Origin of the sequence: Parabacteroides sp. PF5-6 (assembly GCF_029504695.1) — a bacterium.
Classification (GTDB): Bacteria; Bacteroidota; Bacteroidia; order Bacteroidales; family Tannerellaceae; genus QVMG01.
In genome coordinates this window covers 267,919-286,215 of record NZ_JAQFIN010000002.1, presented here as the reverse complement: position 1 = coordinate 286,215, position 18,297 = coordinate 267,919, and the positions used below count along the sequence as shown (strand labels likewise).

The window sequence follows — 18,297 nt, the reverse complement described above, 5'->3', positions numbered from 1 at the left end:
AAGTGACGGGTAATTCTGGTTTTCTAACCTGTTGGAAATGAGGTGTTAATATTTCCCTTAAAAACTACCGGTAGTTTGTCGACAAACTACCGGTAGTTCGTTGACAAAGTACCGGTATTTTGTGCGCAAACTACCGGTAGTTGAAAAAAGGGGGGTTGGATGAGGTTTAGCGCTCCCTTTCTCTACAGCTTTTTCTCCGGGTAAAGCGCTTCCCACCAGGCCGGATCGTCCTTCAGCCATTTGAAGAACCAGGCGTAGATCGTATGGTTCCAGCGAAGGCGTTTGTCGTAATCGAAGATCTGATGGTTTTCGCCGTCGACCTGCACCAGGGCGGTGGGTTTGCCTAATAGTTTCAGGGCGGTAAACATCTGGATACTCTCGCCGACCGGCACATTGGTATCTTCCGCGCCATGCAGGAACAGGATCGGTGTGTTGATTTTATCGGCATGGAACAATGGACTTTGCTCGACATAGATCTCCCGCGCGTTCCAGGGATATTTATCCGTTGTCGCCAGCGCGCTATAAGAATACCCCCAATAGCCTTCGCCCCAGTAGCTGGTGATATCGCTGATGCCGGCATGCGACATGGCGGCGGCGAAGATATCGGTCTTCGTCTGTAAGAGCATCGTGGTGAAACCGCCGTACGAAGCGCCCATACAGCCGATCTTTTCGCGGTTGACAAACGTATGTTCATCGCAGAACTTCTTCGTACCTTCGATAATCTCATCACAGGTCTGCATACCCCAGGTGTTCACATGACGGGCGGAGAACTCCTGTCCGAAACCGGTCGCCCCACTGGGCTGGATGATATAGACCACAAAGCCCAGACCGGCGTACACATGCGAAGGATAACGCCCTTCCAACACCCGTGCCGTCGGTGTGGTACCACCGTAGTAGTTCACGATCATCGGGTATTTCTTCGCCGGATCGAAATGGGGCGGCAGGTAATAGCGTCCGTAGATCGTATCGCCGGCGGCGGAGACGAAGCTCCAATCCTTCACCTCGCCCAGGGTAATATTCTTCAACACCTCTTCGCCCATATCCGCCAGGCAGACGGTCGTGCCTTTCTTCAGGTCGCGGCTGTAGAGGCGCTGGGAATTGGAATCGCTCAGTCCATAATAAAGCATCACCGGCGCAGCGGTTGCCAGACTCAGATCCGACACCACATCTTCTTCCGACGGGAGCTGACGGATGGCATGCTTCACCGGATCGATCGTGTACATCCGTACCCGGTCGCGGTCTTTGGCCAAGAGATAGATCTGATTGTCGTGCGCGTTCCACATTGCCCGGTCGACCGACGGGTCAAAATCTTTTGTCAGGGGAGTCACCTTCCGGTCTGCCGGATTATAGAGGAACAGCTGTCCGTCGCTCGAGTTCGACCATTGTCCCGGAAGGACTTTTAAGCCTACGCCCTCGAATGCCGCGCCGGAGCCGGAGAAAAGGATCTGTCGGCCGTCGGGCGAGAACTGTCCGCGGTTGACAAACTTCGCCTCTTCCAATATCGTTTCGACCTGCAAGGTTTGCATATCCATCCGGTAGAAGTTATTCCGGCTGAACGGCTGTTCGGTCAGTATGGGCCGGCTGATACTGAATAAGAGGTAACGCCCGTCACGGGAGATATCCTGCATCATCGTACTCTGCGTGCCATAGGTCAGTCGCTGCAGAAGTCCGGTGCGCAGGTCATAGCGGTGGATAAAGCTGCGGTTGCGCCATCCCGGCTGGCGGTCGTCGGGCACCAATACCTCGTAAACATCTTTGCGTTCCGTCGGACCTTTTTCCTGCATCATAAACAATAGGTAGTCTTCCGTGGGCGCGATGCGGAAAGGCCCCTCGGGCAACGATGAAGCCAACACCGTTTCTTCCCCTTTCGCCGGATCGAAGACCACCAGTTCACGGCCATCCATACCCTGACGGGTGTACCAGGCACGGCTCGTTTGCGGCATCCACTGCAGGCGATTCTTGCCGCTCTGTAACAGTTTGCCTGTCGCCCGTTCGGTCAGTTCCGTCCAACTGTCTTGTTTGCCTCCCGGATAAGTCATCGCGTATGATACAAGCATAAAACGTCCATCCGGAGAGACCGACGCCCCCTGGATCCGCTTGCCGTCGAACACATCCGCCAGCGTATAGGTGCGCTCGGCAGAGGCAGAGGCCGTCACTACGGCATCCCCTTCCGCTTTCCAGGCGATCTGCCAGGCGGGCGCTTCGGCGTCTTTGGTCAGGTATTTCACCACCACTTCATAACTGCGCGGTTCCAGGGTCAGGCTCGCTTTGCGTGCGTCTGCCTTCACCGGCTTACCGTCGACATAAAGCTCCGCCAGCTCCGGCATACCGTCCAGCGACAGCTTGCCTTTCACATAACGATCGCTATGCAGATAAAAAGAAATCAGATGTAAGTTATAACCCGAAGCGCCCACCGGCAACCCCGCCAGTTCGCGCACTTCCCCCGCTTCCCAGACCCGGGAAAAAGGAACAGACGTTTTTAACAGTTCTTTCTCACTGAAAGCCTTGCCTTCCACATTCAGGGGATCCCCCTGATATGGCTGCCCCACGGCATAAGGCCCGGCATAATTCACCTGCTTCACCACCACCTCTTCGGCAGCGAAACTCAACGATCCGCACAGGATCGACAAAACCAAGACATACAGTACTCTCATGGTGTATAGATTTAGTACGGGCAAAGATATAAAATACCCACAATTGGGTATTGTCTACAGTAAACAATTTGAGGAAATTTGAGGTTCTAATTAAAAAGAGAAAACATGAAACATATCGTTTTGCTCCGCCACGGTGAGAGCACCTGGAACAAAGAAAACCGGTTCACCGGATGGACCGATGTCGATCTGACTGAAAAAGGCATAGAAGAAGCCTATCAGGCAGGTGAGTACCTGAAAAAGGAAGGGTTCGCTTTCCAGAAAGCCTACACTTCCTACCTCAAACGGGCAGTCAAAACATTAAACAATGTATTGGATCGGCTGGATCAGGACTGGATCCCGGTAGAGAAATCCTGGCGCCTGAACGAGAAACATTACGGCGATCTGCAGGGCTTGAACAAGAGTGAGACTGCCGCGAAATACGGGGACGAACAGGTACTGATCTGGCGCCGCAGCTTCGACGTCGCCCCCAACGCGCTTGCCGAAGATGATCCGCGTAATCCCCGCCTCGATCCTCGCTATGCCGGCGTGCCCGACAACGAACTGCCCCGTACCGAATCCCTCAAAGATACGATCGATCGGATCCTGCCCTACTGGAAAGAGGTGATCTTCCCCAGCCTACACAGTGTTGACAATCTACTGGTCGTCGCCCATGGCAACAGCCTGCGCGGCATCATCAAATACCTGCGTGGCATCAGCGACGAAGACATCGTCAACCTCAACCTGCCGACAGCCGTGCCCTACGTCTTCGCCTTCGACGACAACCTCCGCCTGGTCGACAACTACTTCCTCGGCGACCCCGAAGAAATCAAAAAACTGATGGATGCCGTAGCCAATCAAGGAAAGAGAAAATAAAGTTTGAACCACAAAGTTTTGCGAAGTTTCACAAAGTTCTTTCTTTTTCGGTGGAGTTAAAGAAAATAGGTTTATCTTGTGCATCAATTAAATACAATTGAATCGCATCATGAAAAAACGCTTTACCTTATGGATCACTATCCTGTTTGTATTAACAGGATGCACCGAACGCAAAACATCCGAGATGCAAAGCGACGGCTTTATCACCATCGATGTAACAGCGAAGTACCCAAAAAAAGAACTGCTGCTTCAGGACTTAGCGGATGTCAGCTATGTGACCTTGCAAACCAAAGAAGAATATCTTTTCAATTATCCATCAGCAACAATAACAAATGATTTTATCATTGTGAAAAATGAGAACGGCCAAGGGTTTCTCTTTTTTGATAAATCAGGGAAGGCGATCAGCAAAGTAAATCGAAAAGGAGAAGGGCCGGAAGAGTATGTCAGAACAGAGCATTTTGTGTATGTCGATGAGGAAGATAAACTTTATATTACAGTATGGATCAATTCAAAGATAAAGGTTTACAATAAAGAAGGCCGGTTCGAAAAAGAGTATTCTACTCCAAAAGACATGCGAATAGAAGGCATGTACAACTATGACGACGAGCATCTTTTACTCTATTTCGCAGAACAACAGGTGCCTTTCGCCTTATTCTCCAAAGCGGATGGTAATATTTCTTTTCTCACGGATATTTTCATTGAAGAGCCAAAAGATATGCTGGTTAGATTTGATCAAATCCAGATGGCTGATGGTTCATTTATGCATAATGGGTTCTTCTATTTTCCAGGATATTATGTGGTAAAGAATGATAAGGATTTTTTACTCACCGAATATGGGTCGGACACTACTGCCTATCGGATAAGTCCGGATAAAACCCTTACGCCGGCATTGGTAAGAAAGCCTTCCTTTGAAGAGACAGATCCCAAAATTGCATTACACAGTTTTATAGAGACATCCAAATCTCTCTTTCTTTCGAGCGTTCGGTTGGAATATGACCAAAAGACTTTCAAGGCTCATCCCAAAACCGCATATATCATTGACAAAAAGGATAAACAGATCTATACGCAACACATCATAAACTCTGATTTTGAAGATAAAGAGTTCGTTATTGATCCTTCCACGGTAAACACCTTTGTTTCTCCTTATGCAGGTATAGTTCATTACTCGAAGGATGAATTGGCCCAGGCAGATAAACAGAACAAATTAAAAGGGGAGTTGAAAGAAGCTTTCGAGCAAATGGGTGATGAAGATGAATATCTGTTTATGCTATTTACAATAAACTAAAAACATTCACTACGTCAATAGAATCAAACTCGCCGCCATAATGCCCATGCCGGTGATCAAGCCGTAGATGGAGACATGGTGTTCGCCGTATTCGCGGGCGGCGGGTAATAATTCGTCGAGGGAGATAAAGACCATAATGCCGGCCACGGCGGCAAAGACACAGCCCATCATCGTGGGTGACAGGAAAGGCATCAGGACGGCCCAGGCCAAAAGGGCGCCGATCGGTTCGGCCAGGCCGGAGAGCAAAGAGTATAAAAAGGCCTTTTTACGGTTGCCGGTGGCGTAGTAGATCGGCACGGACACGGCGATGCCTTCGGGAATATTATGGATCGCGATAGCCACGGCAATAGCAATACCCAATGCCGGACTCTCCAAAGCAGCCATAAACGTGGCAATCCCTTCAGGGAAGTTATGGATACCGATCGCCAGGGCGGTCAGAATACCCATCCGGTGCAACCGGACATTGACCGACGCGGAAGGTTTCTCCTGCATACTTTCGACCGAACGTACCTCATGCGGGTTCTCGAACGACGGCACCAGACGGTCGATAATCGCAATGATCGCAATGCCCAGAAAGAAACTGAGTACCGTCACCACCCGACCGGGCGTATCGCCCCATTCCACCGTCAGTGTATCTTCCGCGCTGCGCAACAACTCCACAAAAGAAACATAGATCATCACGCCCGCCGATAGGCCCAGCGAAAAAGAAAGGAAACGCTTATTCGTCTGCTTGGCAAAGAAAGCGATCAAGCTACCGATCCCCGTTGCCAGACCGGCAAAGAGAGTGAATAGAAGAGGAATTAATATATTCTGATCGGTCATTTGATAATTATTTCTCTTGTATAAAAACAGTCGAATAAGAAGAAAAGTTTTGCGTCTTACTACTTTCCGCGCATACTGAATTCGCAGCCGCAATAGAGCTGGTTATAGAACTGATGTTCCTGCAATAGCTGCCGGCGGCGTTCGCTTAGGCCACCCTTGCGCCAGTTTTGCTCCCAGAAAGTGACATCAGGGTAAGGAGACACGGCATAACGTCCGGCGGCATTGATCTGCTCGAGACTTTTCCAGCGGGAGGAGGCCAGGGTCGTTGTAAACACTTTCAAGCCATTCTCCGACGCGTAACGGGCCGAAGCCATCAGCCGCAGCTTGAAACAACGCAGGCAACGGCCACCTCTTTCGGGTTCGTTTTCCATTCCCGCCATCTCCCGCAACCAACCGGCATGATCGTAATCACCATCGACAATCGTCAAACCCAACGACTGGGCATAACGCGTACATTCCGCCTTGCGGATCTCATATTCTTCCAACGGATAGATGTTCGGATTGAAATAATAGATCAACGGCCGTATCCCATTCTCCAGCAGACATTCAATGATTGCTGAAGAACAAGGCGCACAACAGGTATGCAACAAGATTTCTTTTGCTCTAACAGGAGGCTCTACATGCATTTTAATTATGAATTATGAATTATGAATTATGAGAGAAGAATTACGAGAAGGTGGGAGCCCCCCTGTTCTCATAATTCATAATTCATAATTCATAATTTTCTATTAATCATTACTTAACACCGCCCCACACCCCTCGTGGCAAGGAGCTGTTGGCAGTTCAAATTCAAGTGTCGCATGTTGCACGCCGACATGAACGAGGTGGTGTTTGATCTCTTCTTTGATTTCTTCCATACGGGAGAGATCCGAAAGCACGATATGGGCTGTCAATGCCGTTTCCGTCGTACTGATCGCCCAGACATGCAGGTGATGCACGCTCTCCACCCCATCGACCGTAGTCATCACCTCCTCGATCTCCGACAGATCGGTGCCCACCGGCACGCCATCCAGGGAGAGACGCAGACTGTCGCGCAACAAGCCCCAGGTGGAATATACGATCACCAGAGCAATCACGATGCCGATAACCGGGTCAATAACATACCAGCCGGTGTGCATAATGATAATGCCGGAGACGACTACCCCGACTGACACCAAGGCATCCGCCGCCATGTGCAGGTAAGCCCCCTTGACATTCAGATCTTTGTCCTTATCTTTCAGAAAGAGCCAGGCCGTAAAGCCATTGATCAACACCCCGATCCCGGCCACCCAGGCAATCGCTCCGCCTTCCACCGGCTGCGGATGAAGGAACTTCTCGATACTTTCCGCCAGGATAATGCCAACAGCAATCAACAAGATCACCGCGTTCAGCAGAGAGACCAAGACGGTACTCTTTTTCAAACCGTAGGTATATTTCGATGTCGGGCTGACCTTCGCCAGCCGGAAAGCCAGCATCGCCAGGATCAGGCTCGCCACATCGCTCAGGTTATGCCCCGCGTCGGAGAGCAAGCCCAGTGAGTTAAACCAAAAGCCGGCGCCGAACTCTGCCAATACGAAGCCGATATTCAACACAATCCCGATGATAAACGCCCGGTTCAACGAGCTGATCTGATGATGGTGATGATCATGATGCCCATGGCTATCCGCATGCGAATGTGTATGTCCCATATCACTAATTCCTTTTATGTTAGGACAAAGCTACGACTTTTTTCTATCGTTCTTTATCCCTATCAGTAGGTATTTTGCCTACCTTTGCCCCGTTTTAACGCGCCTATGAATACAGATATCCAACATATACGAATCGAAAATTACGACTATCCCCTGCCGGATGAGCGGATAGCCAAGTTTCCATTGGAGAAACGGGACGAGTCGAAGCTTTTGTTATACAAAGAGGGAGAGATCGGGGAGAGTCGGTTCAAACACCTGACAGAATACCTTCCGGAAGGGGCTCTGTTGGTCTTTAACAATACCCGCGTGATCCGGGCGCGCCTATTGTTTCACAAAGATACCGGCGCGCGGATCGAGATCTTCTGCCTCGAACCGGCCGAGCCGAGAGACTATGCGCAGATCTTCCAGCAAAGGGAACGCTGCAGTTGGATCTGTATGATCGGAAACCTGAAAAAATGGAAAGAAGGCAAGCTCACCCGAATGGTCGAAATAGCCGGTGAATCCGTCGTTTTTTGCGCTGAGAAGAAAGAGAGTTTCGGCGATACGCATCGGATCGAATTCAGCTGGGATCAGTCGAAATATACCTTCGCCGAGCTTATCGAAGCGGCAGGTGTGCTTCCTATCCCGCCTTATCTCCACCGGGAAACGGAAGAGAGCGACCTGCAAACCTACCAAACGGTTTATTCCAAAGTCAAAGGATCGGTTGCCGCTCCGACCGCCGGATTGCATTTTACCGATGACGTATTCAAGCAATTGAAAGAAAAAGGTTTCGAAACGGAAGAGCTGACACTGCATGTCGGTGCCGGTACGTTCAAGCCTGTCAAGAGCGAAACGATCGAAGGACATGAGATGCATACGGAATATATCTCCGTACCCCGTTCCGTGATCCGGCATATCCGGGAGAAAGCCGGGAATATCATTGCCGTGGGCACGACATCCGTCCGTACGCTGGAGAGCCTTTATTATATCGGTGTGCGGCTGGCGTCCACGCCTGATGCCTCTTCCGAAGAACTGGTGGTTGATCAATGGATGCCCTACCAGCCCGAGAACAACCGGCTGCCGGTAGAAGAAGCCTTGCAAAACATCCTGGATTACCTGGACCGTCACAACGCCGACCGTCTCTTGACCGCCACCCAGATCCTAATTGCCCCGGGTTATACCTTCAAAGTCGTGCGAGGTATCATCACTAATTTTCACCAGCCCAAGAGCACGTTGCTCCTATTGATCTCCGCCTTTGTCAAAGGCGGCTGGAGACCCCTATACGACTATGCCCTCGCCCATGATTTTCGCTTTCTGAGTTATGGGGATAGTTCGTTATTGCTCTGACACAAAAGAGAGATTCCGCTCATCGCGTGTCGTATGATCAACTTTGTCTTACCACATAAAAGTTTTCACCCCGGTCTTCACCTTTCACCCGGTCACCAGACCCTGTATTGATCAGCGTTTTGGGTGAAAGCTTGGGGAAGATCCGCGTGATCTGCGTATTTTATTATCATCAAAGATGGAGTCCTCCCAAAAGGCCGCCGGAGTTTTCCAAAAGGCCGGCAGGGTTTTCCAAAAGGCCGGCAGGGTTTTTTCAAAGGCCGGCGGCCTTTTTCGAGAAGCTTCCAGGTCTGTCGTTTTTTAAGATATTCCTTCACCCGAAATGCTGATCAATACAGGGATCTGGCGATCGGGTGGAAGGTGAAAGGGGGGTGTAAAACTTTTATGTGTAGGCTGCCCAAAATAAACATCGCACTTTGGTCGACCAAAGCGCAATGTTTTTTTTACCAAAGTGCAATGTTTTGTCGGCCAAAGCGCAATGTTTTGAAAAGGAGGCTGTGGCGGGGTTCAAATCGTGTGAATACTTTTTACCCAATAAAACAATAACGGCTGCCGGGCTACGTTATTATTCTGATGTTTGCTTTATATCAAAAGATGAGAACGCGTTACATTATATATATACTTTTTCTCTTTATAGCCACCGGGCTATTCTCTTCCTGCAAGTCGGCCAAGCTGAGTGATGCGGAAGAGAAGCAGCGGATCGGAGAATACTACGAAGCGGCGAATATCTACCGCAAAGTGTACCAGAAGACGCCGGCACAGAAAAGGGATCTGCGGGGATATATCGCTTTCCGCATGGCGGAATGCAGCCGGTTGATCAATAGTACGCCGCGTGCGACCGGTGCCTACATGAACGCGTTACGTTATAACTACCCCGACAGCATTGTCTACCTGCGTCTGGGGCAGACCTACCAGAAAGAAGGCAAATACAACGACGCCATCAGATACTACCGGGAGTACCTTACGACTTACCCCGACAACCTCCTGGCGGCAAACGGGCTGGCAGGCAGTGAGATGGCTGCTGAGATGAAAAACAACCCTACGCGGTATATCGTGCGCCGGATGGATAAGTTCAACTCCCGCAAAGGCGAGTTCAGCCCGATCTTGGGCGGCGAAGATTACAACCAGCTTTATTTCTCATCCTCCCGCACCAAAGACAAAGAGGCGAAGATCAGCGCCATCACCGGCCAGAACACCAACGATATCTACGTCGTCACCCAGGATGAAAACAAAAACTGGATCGCTCCGATCCTTGTCGACGGTGGCCTGAACACCGAATTCGACGAAGGCACGCCTTCTATCTCCGGCGACGGCTCCACGATGTATTATACCTACTGCGCCCAAGATCCGGAAGGCCCGCGCACGGCGGAGATCTACCGTTCGCGCCGCAGCAACGCCCAGTGGGGCAAAGGTGAAAAGGTGGCGATCGTCAAAGACTCGATCACCCCATTGGGCCATCCTTCGATCTCGCCGGATGGTAAATACCTCTATTTCGTATCCGATGCCGTGGGTGGCTTCGGCGGCAAGGATATTTTTCGCGCCCGTGCCGTAGGCAATGATTTCGGGCCGATGGAGAATCTGGGAGAAGCGATCAATACCGCGGGAGACGAGATGTTTCCGTACGCCCGCGACTCCGTCACCCTCTATTTCGCCTCCAACGGTCATCCGGGCATGGGCGGATTGGATATCTTCAAGGCAACGCTCGACAGTACCGGCCACTGGAACGTTGAAAATATGGGTGCGCCCATCAATTCCATGGGCGATGACTTCGGCATCACCTTTGCCGGCAGCCAGGAATGGGGCTTCTTCAGCTCCAACCGGAACGATGCCCGCGGCTACGACCACCTCTATTCCTTTGAATATCCGACTGTCAATATCTTTATCGAAGGCTTCGTGTCTGATCTGGATGAATACCCGATCGAAGAGGCGACGATCCGCATCGTCGGGCGCGATGGCTTGAACGTTAGGGTGCCCGTGCGCAAAGACGGGAGTTACCGCGTCGAGTTGGAGCGCGACATCAGCTACGTCATGATGGCCAGTGCCCGGGGATACCTCAACCAGAACTTCGAATTGAAGACCGGTCCCGAAGAGGCCAACGAGACCTACACGGTCGATTTCTTCCTCTCCCCGATCCATGAGCCGGTGGTGGTCGAGAATATCTTCTACGACTTCGACAAAGCGACCTTGCGTCCCGAATCCAAAGAAGCTTTGGATCAGATGATCAAGATGCTGAACGATAACCCGAACGTCACGATCGAACTGGGTGCCCATACCGACCGCAAAGGGACCGACGCATACAACGAACGCCTGGCCCAACGCCGTGCCCAGTCGGTGGTCGACTACCTGATCGCCGGCGGAATCGCCACCGATCGTCTCGAAGCCAAAGGCTATGGCGAGAGCGCACCTAAAGTGATCAACAAACGTATGGCCGAACGGATCGACTTCCTGAACGAGGGCGATGTGTTGACCGAAGCGTTTATCCTCGAATTGACCCCCGAGCAACAGGAGATTGCCGACCAGATCAACCGGCGAACAGAATTTAAAGTGTTACGAACGAATTATAATTTATTCTGACCTTGCCCGATTTCTTTTTTCTACCGAACTTGCGTCCCCAACAAAAGGATCACATGAGAAGATTTCTACTTTTTTTCTTCTTTATCTTCTTTCTTTCCGTCTCCCTCTTTGCCCGTGAAGAAGAGCCGAAGGATACGGTCACCCTGAAAAAGAAGAGCCCCACCTTCTTAGCGATCAATACCGCGGCCGGCTTGGTCCTTCCCACCAACGACTATATCCGGGAAGGTAAAAACATGCCTTTCTCTTCTTCCCTGACACTGAAATACGGGATCTACTCGCGCGGGGATACCTGGCAGGATGTCGCCTACGGGATGCCTTATTTCGGCGTGGGCCTCTATTCGGCCCGCTTCTTCAACAAAAAAGCATTGGGCTACCCATTCTCACTCTTTCTTTTTCAAGGAGCTGAGATCAAACGCATAAGCCATAGGACTTCCCTCTATTACGAATTGGATCTGGGCATGTCGTTCAACTGGAAACCCTATGATGTATTCGACAACCCCGACAATATCGCGTTGGGCTCTTCGGCGAATGTGCATGTCGGAGCAGTTATCTACTTCAGGACACCGCTATCCGACCGCTGGGATATCCACTACGGGCTGAATCTCTCGCATTTCTCCAACGGCGCGCAGCAACTGCCCAACAAAGGCATAAATATCGCTTCGCCTTTCATCGAATTGGTCTACAATTTCAACGGTAACCCCACCACCGCAGCGCATACCGACCTGCCTGTGGCCCCCCTATTGGAAGAACGGTTCGATTACGACCTGACTTTTACCAGCAGCACCCGCCAGATCCGGGTGGATACCGTCGGCACCGGCCTGCCCAGCCGCCTGTTGGATAAGAATTTCCGGGTGTTGGGCCTTAGCGCTTCCGCGATGCGGACGAAAGGTTACAAATACCGCTGGGGACCTAGCTTGGAACTGGTGTACGACGAGAGTTCGGGCGTCAAAGCCTGGCGCGAACGGCATCCGGAAGACGGCGAGTTCTACGATCGCGTCAAACTGGGCGACTTCCATCAGCGCTTCTCCCTCGGCCTCTCCGTCAAAGGGGAGATCACCTACCCGCATCATACCTTCTTCGCCCATATCGGCTACAACCTGATCCATGGCAACGACTACGATTACCGGTTGTACCAGATCATCGGGCTCAAAGCCTACCTCAAAGACAACCTTTTCGGCACATTCGGCATTCGCGCCGCCCGATTCAGCAAAGCCCAGTACCTCTACTGGAGCATCGGCTACACCATCCCCGGCAGACCTCTAAAGAAGAAAGCGAAGAACTAACTCTTCCTGCGCTATTTTTGTCTTTTCCCCGGTCAAAACAAACTAAAACGAGCGCATCCCGACTATAGTTTCCCTGTTTTATTCCTTATTAACACTATCTTTACATACTTTTACCTCCCATTTGTATCTATAAGGGAAAGAGAATTGTTTTAACAGTAAAGATTATACAAGTATGAAAACGAAAACGACCGTCAGGGGGATTGGCATTGCCTTCGGATTAGCACTGATCCTCAACGCGTGCGGTGCAGCCCACTCCCCAAAGGAACAGAAAGAAACGATGGATAATCCAATAAGTTATACCCAACCGGAAGAGATCAAAGCATTCATTACCCGGATGAAAAGTGAGTTGGAAACGGATACCGACCGGTTTGTCGACCTGATCGGCGAGGTGGAATCCAAAGTATCCGGCCTGCCGGAAGGTAGCGACCGGGCGGTCTTGTATTCCATGCTGGCGGAGATGTACGACCAATACCTGCAACAAAACCGTTGGCAGATCGGTCGGCGCACGGCCATTAGCGGATATACGCCTACCGACATCCGCGAATGGAGTACGAACCTCTTCGAAGAGAAGATCGAACAGCATCTCGCCGCCTCACTTCAGCCCGCCGGGATCTTGCAGGCCACGCCTATCGCCCATTACGAGGTGATTCTCGAGAAGGGTGAACCGGCTACAGCCTTACGCCCGACCTTATACGACTTCCTCGCCGGGCGGGCCACGACGATCCGCCCTTCGGAAGCCATCTATACCGACTGGGTTAACTTCCGCGACGGACAGGACAACAGGGAAGCGGCTTTGACTGTCAAGCTCGCCGCCTTACAATATAAATATATGTCCAACCGCTCGGACCTCGCCCGGCAGACCTATCAACAGGCATTGGAAGAACTCTTGAAAGCCTACAAAGACGAGGCGATCTCCACCCATATCCGCCTTGCACTGGTCGGCATTCTCGGACATACCCCCAGCTCCGAAAGCAACCCGGACTCAATCCGCACGATCAAATACAACCTCTTACAGGAAGGAATCCGTTTGTATCCGAACTACGGTGAAACAGCCGCATTGAAGAACCATCTGGCCGAGATGGAAGCCCCGTATATCCGGACCCAGCTCGCGCAGACGGCTTATCCGGGCAAAGAAATCGCCTTATCGGTTCATTATACGAATGTGAACGAGATCAACGTGCGCCTGTATGAGAGCTTACAGACCGCGGTCGACCTTACGCCGTATCAGACGGCCAAAGAGAAAGGCAAAGGGAAACTCGTTCGGGAGATTCGCTACGCGCTGACGACACCCAACACCTATACGTCACAGGACACGACGCTCTTTATCCCTGCGGCCGACCTGGGTTTGTACGAATGTGTGATCACCGTGCCCGGGAAAGAGATCCACAACGAGCATACGGTGGGCATCAGCCGGATCGCTTCCGTCTTCCGCCAGGTGGGCGGAACCCGCGAAATATTAGTCACCGATCGATCCAGCGGTAAACCCAGTCCGAACGCCACCGTCACGTACTACGGCGGGAAAAGACGGGCGTTGAAAGTATTGGGAACGGTCCGGACCGACAAAGACGGCCTGGCCATTCTTCCCGCCGCCAAGCAGTCTGAGATCCTGGCGTTCCAGGCTACGCTGCCCGGAGATACGGCCAGCCGACTGGCAACGCTCTATCCCGAATACAGTGCCGACCCCACCGAAAAGCAACCGACGGAGATCGCCCTCTTTACCGACAGGGGATTGTATCGTCCGGGACAAACCCTCTATTTCAAAGGCATTGCTTACCAACTGACGAAGACGCAACCCCAGGTCGTCCCCAACCAGACCTATACGGTCGTCTTACGGGATGCCAACTACAAAGAAATATCAACACAGAAGCTGAAGACCAACGCTTTCGGCTCGTTCAACGGCGAATTCGTCCTGCCCCGGCAGACACTGACCGGCAGTTTCTCACTCGCGGTCGAGAATGCCTCTACGCATTTCAACGTTGAAGAATACAAACGGCCGACCTTCGCCGTGGAGTTCCAGCCGATCAAAGAAGAGGTGGCTTTTGGCGACCGGGTCAGCATCCGTGGGAAGGCGCAGACCTTCTCCGGCGTAGCGCTGCAGGAGGGGAATGTGGAATGGCGCATCGTTCGCCGCCCGTATCTCCTGCGTACCTATTACGGTTCTTTCCGTGAGGAACAAGTAGCCGGTGGAACCACTGCGATAGCCAACGACGGTAGTTTCACGTTCTCTTTCCGACCGGAAAAGGTTGCTTCCTCTTTCTACCCGACCCAATACTACAATTATGAAGTGGTGGCAACGGTGACCGACAGCCGAGGCGAATCGCAAGAGGCGTACTTTGCCTTCCCGGTAGGCGATACCGGCATTCTGTTGCAGACCGATATCCCGGATAAGGCCGACAAATCGAAACTCAAAGCCATGCCGAGCGCCCAACTGTTGAACGGGGAGCCGACGCGCGCCACGGGGCATTATCGGATCGTCTCGTTGATCGACCAAAAAGAAGCGCAAGTGATTATTCCCACTTACACCGAAGATAAACAAATGGCTTCCGGTAGTTTCACCTCCGGCGAAGCCCTGCCCGACGGCCTCTTCAATAACTTGCCTTCGGGCGCTTACCGCATCTTTCTCGAAGCAAAAGACCAGAAAGGGCGGGAGATCAAACACCAGCAGGATTTTATCCTTTACGGGGAAGACGACAAACGCCCGCCGGTCTTCACGACCGAATGGCTGATCGCCGGAAAGACTTCTTGCCTGCCGGGCGAAGAGGCGGAATGGGTGTTCGGTACCTCGTTCGAGGATACCTATATATTATATGAAGTCTACCGGAACGACAAACAGATCACGCGCCAGCGCATCCGGTTGAACAATGAGAACCGGACGTTCTGCCTGCCTTTCAAAGAAGCGTATGGCGACGGGGTGATGGTCAGCTTTACCTATATTAAAGAGGGACGACTCTATGTTTCGCAGTTGCCCATCACCCGGAAACAGCCGGATCGGAAACTGACGATCCGCCCGGAGACCTTCCGCGACCGTTTGTTGCCGGGAGAAAAGGAGACCTGGAAGTTTCGCATCACCGATGCCGACTCGCTGGCCGTAAACGCGGAGGTTTTAGCCGGGTTGTACGATATGTCGCTCGACAAGATCTTACCGTTCAGTTGGTACTTCACGCCCGAACGGTCGATCTACGTGCAAGGCCCCCGTTTCGTGATGGGTGATGGCTTCGGGCAGACCAATCGCTTCGGGAAGGTCTATCCCCAGCACCTGAAAACGCAAGGATATACGTTCGATCAGCTCGATTGGCAGGGAGCCTTACAGCTCTTGTACGGACAGAATATGGTCTTCCATTCGCGGGCTGGTGGATCGGCGGATCAACGGATGATGAAGTCCGAAGCCTATGTCGAAGAGGCGGAAGATGCCGTATACGCTCCTACGCCCGAGATGAATCTCACGGGCTCGCTTGTCGAACAGGAGGTGGAGACCAACGGGGACACCGGCACCGGCACGGGACAAGACACGGCGCCTGCCGTACGGACCAACTTCAATGAGACCGCTTTCTTCTTCCCCGCCCTGCAGACCGATCGCGAGGGGAATCTGATCCTCAGCTTTACCCTGCCGGAAAGCACCACCACGTGGAAACTGCAACTGCTCGCGCATACGAAAGAGTTGAAATACGGACAAGATACCCGCGAGATGATCACCAGCAAACCGCTGATGGTCGTGCCCAACCTGCCGCGTTACCTGCGCCAGGGCGATAAAGTCACCTTATCGGCAGCCTTGATCAATCAATCGGAGAAAGCGATAACCGGGAAGGTACGCCTGGAATGGTTCGATCCGGCAACGGATAAACCCCTGACGGGTATGGACACACAAACGACCGCATTCAACCTGTCCGCCCAGGGGCAGACGACGGTGCAATGGGCCGTCGCCGTTCCCAACGGCAGAGAGCTTATGGGTTGCCGGATCGTTGCCGATGCCGATGCGGGCAGTGATGGCGAACAACATCTGCTGCCGGTACTCTCCGATCAGATCCTGGTCACCGAAAGTACGCCGTTCTACCTCTTGAACAGCGGAGAACATAAGATAGACCTCAAGCAGCCCAACGCCGGCCGGCCTTTCCGCCTGACATTCGAAGTGAGTGCCAATCCGGTTTGGTATGCCGTGCAGGCATTGCCGACATTGACTAATCCGGCAAACGACAATATCCTCTCGTGGTTTGCTTCCTACTACGGAAACACCCTGGCGACATCGATCGCCCGGAGCTATCCGCGCCTGCAAAAGGTGATCGACCAATGGATGATGCAGGGAGGAGATGCGACGACACTCTTGTCGAACCTGGAGAAGAACGAAGAGCTGAAGAACGTATTACTCGAAGAAACACCCTGGGTGATGGAAGCACAGAACGAAACGGAACGCAAACAGCGCCTGTCGCTCCTGTTCGATCTGAACCGGGCAGACAATATGCGGCAGACAGCCCTGCGTCAACTCCTGGATCAGCAGAAAGAAGACGGCGGATGGGGATGGTTCAAAGGCTTTTATCCCGATCGCACGATCACACTTTCGATCATGAAAGGAATGGCGCAGCTGGTGCAGTTGAGCGCGACGCAGTACGGACAGGAAGAGAAAGAGATGCAGATGCGCGCGCTTCGTTACCTGGACAGTACCATGCGGAAAGATTATGAAGCCTTGAAGAAGTCCAAAATGAATCCGGAAGAAACTGTTCCTTCGGTGGAACAGATTGAATTCCTCTACGTCCGTTCCTGGTACAGAGACATCCCGGAATTGGGAGAAGCCCGCGAAGCGATCCGCTTCTATACCCACCAGGCGGAAAAACACTGGGACAAACTTTCTTTATACGGCAAAGGACAGGTAGCGCTGTTGATGCACCGCAACGGAAAGAAAGAGGTGGCCGCGGAGATCCTGGCCTGGCTGCGCAAGACCGTAACGACCTCGGAAGAGATGGGCATGTATTGGGCAAACAACCGCAGAGGTTTCAACTTCTTCACTTCACCCATCGAGGTACATACCCAGTTGATGGCCGCCTTCCGCGAAATCGCGCCGGACAAAGACGATACCGACCGGATGAAGCAATGGCTATTGAACCAGAAACGAACACAGGACTGGGAATCGGTGCCGGCAACGCTTAACGCGATCCATGCACTGCTGCTGACCGGAAGCGATTGGCTGAATGAAGAGAACACGATCACCGTAACATGGGCCGGCAAGAGCTACCGTTCGGCCGACGGCGAAGTGGCAACCGGATATATCAAAGAGACCCTGACCGGCGACGCGATAAACACGCAGGCACAGACACTCACGATTCGCAAGGAAGGGGAAGCGCCCGCCTGGGGTGCGGTCTACCAGCAATACTTCGCGCCGATCGACCAGGTGACCGCCCATAAAGGAGTCTTGAATGTCGAAAAGAAACTCTTTGTGGAGACAAACAATGGCAAAGAGCGGCAAATCCGTCCGGTGACGGAAAGCAACCCCTTGAAGGTAGGTGATAAGGTGATCGTACGTCTGACCATCCGCTCCGACCGGGAGATGGATTACGTCTTCCTCAAAGACCTGCGCAGCGGAGCCTTCGAACCCGCCGGGCAGGTTTCGGGTGCGACCTACCGGGATGGTCTTTGGTTCTATCAGGCGCCTAAGGACGTATCGGAAAACTTCTACTTCCAACGCCTGCCCAAAGGCACGTTTGTGATCGAATACCCCGTATACGTTTCACGCAGCGGAGAATACGCCGGAGGAATCAGCACCATCCAATGCCTCTACGCCCCGGAATTCGTCTCCCATACGGAAGGAAGTAAGATAAATGTGAAATAATTTGTTATATTTGCAACAT

10 protein-coding genes are annotated in these 18,297 nt (G+C 52.3%); 6 read left to right on the top strand and 4 right to left on the bottom strand.

Features of this window, described 5'->3' with window-relative positions; all coding sequences use genetic code 11:
* Window positions 1–182: 182 nt before the first annotated feature.
* A complete protein-coding gene (locus tag M2133_RS03245; RefSeq protein ID WP_277464530.1) occupies window positions 183–2,654 on the bottom strand; it encodes a prolyl oligopeptidase family serine peptidase in 2,472 nt (823 codons plus the stop codon).
* Window positions 2,655–2,759: 105 nt separating this feature from the next.
* On the opposite strand from M2133_RS03245, the gene gpmA reads away from it, so the two are divergent.
* Both gpmA and M2133_RS03235 read left to right on the top strand, forming a co-directional pair.
* A complete protein-coding gene (gene gpmA, locus M2133_RS03240) occupies window positions 2,760–3,506 on the top strand; it encodes a 2,3-diphosphoglycerate-dependent phosphoglycerate mutase (protein ID WP_277464529.1) in 747 nt (248 codons plus the stop codon).
* Window positions 3,507–3,615: 109 nt separating this feature from the next.
* Entirely contained in the window at window positions 3,616–4,791 is a 1,176-nt protein-coding gene (locus tag M2133_RS03235; RefSeq protein ID WP_277464528.1) for a 6-bladed beta-propeller, read from the top strand.
* 9 nt (window positions 4,792–4,800) lie between these two features.
* On the opposite strand, the gene zupT is transcribed toward M2133_RS03235, so the two are convergent.
* The 3 genes from zupT to M2133_RS03220 all read right to left on the bottom strand — a co-directional run bounded on the left by zupT (window position 4,801) and on the right by M2133_RS03220 (window position 7,280).
* Window positions 4,801–5,613, bottom strand: coding sequence for a zinc transporter ZupT (gene zupT, locus M2133_RS03230; protein WP_277464527.1), 813 nt, complete (start codon window positions 5,611–5,613; stop codon window positions 4,801–4,803).
* 59 nt (window positions 5,614–5,672) lie between these two features.
* Window positions 5,673–6,239 (bottom strand): epoxyqueuosine reductase QueH, encoded by a 567-nt coding sequence (locus tag M2133_RS03225; RefSeq protein ID WP_277464526.1) that lies wholly within the window; start codon window positions 6,237–6,239, stop codon window positions 5,673–5,675.
* Window positions 6,240–6,341: 102 nt separating this feature from the next.
* On the bottom strand, window positions 6,342–7,280 hold the full coding sequence (locus tag M2133_RS03220; protein WP_277464525.1) for a cation diffusion facilitator family transporter: 939 nt from the start codon (window positions 7,278–7,280) through the stop codon (window positions 6,342–6,344).
* Window positions 7,281–7,385: 105 nt separating this feature from the next.
* Between M2133_RS03220 and M2133_RS03215 the strand changes: the two genes are divergently transcribed.
* The 4 genes from M2133_RS03215 (at window position 7,386) to M2133_RS03200 (ending at window position 18,278) form a co-directional block, all read left to right on the top strand.
* A complete protein-coding gene (locus M2133_RS03215; protein WP_277464524.1) occupies window positions 7,386–8,606 on the top strand; it encodes an S-adenosylmethionine:tRNA ribosyltransferase-isomerase in 1,221 nt (406 codons plus the stop codon).
* 591 nt (window positions 8,607–9,197) lie between these two features.
* On the top strand, window positions 9,198–11,177 hold the full coding sequence (locus tag M2133_RS03210) for an OmpA family protein (protein ID WP_277464523.1): 1,980 nt from the start codon (window positions 9,198–9,200) through the stop codon (window positions 11,175–11,177).
* A gap of 53 nt (window positions 11,178–11,230) precedes the next feature.
* Window positions 11,231–12,460 (top strand): acyloxyacyl hydrolase, encoded by a 1,230-nt coding sequence (locus M2133_RS03205; protein ID WP_277464521.1) that lies wholly within the window; start codon window positions 11,231–11,233, stop codon window positions 12,458–12,460.
* Between the two features lie 172 nt (window positions 12,461–12,632).
* Window positions 12,633–18,278: an alpha-2-macroglobulin family protein gene (locus M2133_RS03200; protein WP_277464520.1), complete on the top strand. Its 5,646-nt coding sequence runs from the start codon at window positions 12,633–12,635 to the stop codon at window positions 18,276–18,278.
* Window positions 18,279–18,297 lie beyond the last annotated feature (19 nt).